This is a genomic window from Mesorhizobium sp. M4A.F.Ca.ET.090.04.2.1, from assembly GCF_003999085.1.
GTDB lineage: Bacteria > Pseudomonadota > Alphaproteobacteria > Rhizobiales > Rhizobiaceae > Mesorhizobium.
This window is the reverse complement of record NZ_RZOT01000728.1, coordinates 1-2263: the sequence shown is the minus strand read 5'-3', so window position 1 is coordinate 2263 and position 2263 is coordinate 1. Positions and strand designations below refer to the sequence as shown.

The 2263-nt window shown below is 64.7% G+C and carries 2 protein-coding genes; one reads left to right on the top strand and one right to left on the bottom strand.

The features are described from left to right. The coding region (locus EN781_RS31065) for an Nramp family divalent metal transporter (RefSeq protein ID WP_145965734.1) at positions 1 to 1341 on the bottom strand (1341 nt) is incomplete at its 3' end. 252 nt (positions 1342 to 1593) lie between these two features. Here EN781_RS31065 and mntR point away from each other — a divergent pair. Next, positions 1594 to 2049, top strand: coding sequence for a manganese-binding transcriptional regulator MntR (mntR, locus tag EN781_RS31060; RefSeq protein ID WP_126058777.1), 456 nt, complete (start codon positions 1594 to 1596; stop codon positions 2047 to 2049). Positions 2050 to 2263 lie beyond the last annotated feature (214 nt).

The following is a 2263-nucleotide window of genomic DNA, read 5'->3' as shown; positions in this document are numbered from 1 at the left end:
GTCGTAGAGCAGCTTGAAATTGAGCACCAGGATGATGGCGGCGACCACCCAGGCGAGCAGGGCGACGGCGCGCGGGATGGCGAAATTGCCCATCTTCTTCTTGTCGGAGACAAACTGCACCAAAGGGATGACCGCGAAGGGCAGCTGCATCGACAGGATCACCTGGCTGAACACCAGCAGCTGGCCGGTGCCCCTCTCGCCGTAGAGCGCGGTGACGATCACCACCGGCACGATGGCGATGCCGCGGGTCAGCAGGCGGCGTGCCCATTGCGGGATGCGCAGGCGCAGGAAGCCCTCCATGACGATCTGGCCGGCAAGCGTCGCGGTGACCGTGGAGTTGAGGCCGGAGGCGAGCAGAGCCACGGCGAACAGGATCGAGGCGATGCCGAGGCCGAGCAGCGGCGATAGGAGCTCGAAGGCCTGGCCGATCTCGGCGACGTCCTGGTGGCCGGTGCCGTGGAAGGCCACCGCCGAGACGATCAAGATAGAGGCGTTGACGAACAGCGCCAGGATCAGCGCGATGGTCGAGTCCATGGTCGCCCACTTGATCGCGTCGCGCCTGCCCCGGTCGGTGCGCTCATAGGCACGGGTCTGAACGATCGAGGAGTGCAAATAGAGATTGTGCGGCATGACGGTGGCGCCGATGATGCCGATGGCGATGTAGAGCATCGCCGGGTTGGTGACGATCTGAGACGACGGCACGAACATCGAATGCAGGATCGAGCCGACCGGCGGAGCGGCGGCGAAGATCTGGATGGCAAAACAGCCGAAGATGATGATCAGCAGCGCGATGACGAAGGCCTCGAGGTAGCGGAAGCCCCTGTTCATCAGCATGAGCACCAGGAAGGCATCGAGAGCGGTGAGCATGGCGCCGCCGATCAGCGGAATGCCGAACAGCAGCTGCAGCGCGATCGCCGTGCCGATGACCTCGGCCAGGTCGCAGGCGATGATGGCCAACTCGCAGGCGATCCACAGCAGGAAGTTGACGGAGCGCGGATAGTAGGCGCGGCAGGCCTGGGCGAGGTCGCGGCCGGTGGCGATGCCAAGCCGGGCGGCAAGCGCCTGCAGCAGGATCGCCATCAGGTTCGACAGCATGATGATGAACAGCAGTGTGTAGCCGAACTGGGCGCCACCGGCGAGGTCGGTCGCCCAGTTGCCCGGATCCATATAGCCGACGGAAACCATGTAGCCCGGGCCCATGAAGGCGAACAGGCGGCGAAACCAGATGCCGGTCTGCGGCACGGTGATGGAGGCGTTGACCTCGCGCAGACTGGGCTGTTCATCCTCGTCGGGCCGGGCAAAACGCCACGCGGGTCTGGATACGGCTGTTGCGTCGGACATCAGGGATTTTCCGCTGAAAAGGGTCGAGGATGTTCCCTATCTATGCCATGGCTCAACATTATGCAATAGGCTATATTTCATTGTTTATGCTTTTGCGACGACGCCAAGTGACAGGGGCAACCGGGTGCGGACCCCGTTGCGCATGGGGTGGAATGCAAATAAACGGCCAGATAGTCGGGGTCCGTGCTATGACTACGGACCCGATTCAACGTCGCGGGCACTTGGCTCGCGGTTAGCGTGGAGGAGCGCGCATTGGCGCTGAGGAACAGACCGGTTCGACGCGAAGAGCCGCTTCCCGACGCCGATGTCCATTCGGCGGGCTTCCGGCAGACGCGCGAAGCGCGCCGCAGCGCCCTCGTCGAGGACTATGTCGAGCTGATCGCCGACCTGATCGAGGACGGCAACGAGGCACGGCAGGTCGACATCGCCGCCAGGCTCGGCGTCGCCCAGCCGACGGTGGCGAAGATGCTGACCAGGCTCTGCGCCGAAGGTCTGGTTTCGCGAAAGCCCTATCGCGGCGTGTTCCTGACCGAGGCCGGCCGCAAGGTGGCGGAGGAAAGCCGCATCCGCCACCAGACGGTGGAAGCCTTCCTGCGCTCGCTCGGGGTCAGCGCCGAGACAGCGCGCATCGACGCCGAGGGCATCGAGCACCATGTCAGCGCCGAGACGCTCGAGGCTTTCCGCAAGGCGATGATCGCGACGCGCTGAGTCTCGCCAGCCGCCGCCTCCGAGGCCGAATCCTCCGGAACCCAGTTACGTCCAGAGCGTTGCTCTTCGGCGCGATAGCCGCGCCAGGGAGGAAGAGATGGGCGTAGAACAGGCACCGACCGCAAAAGGCAAACAGGCCGCAAAGGGACTGAGACGGGCGGCGGCAAAGGACGAGCGCAAGACGGAAGCCGAGACCGGCCGGCCGCTGCAGAAG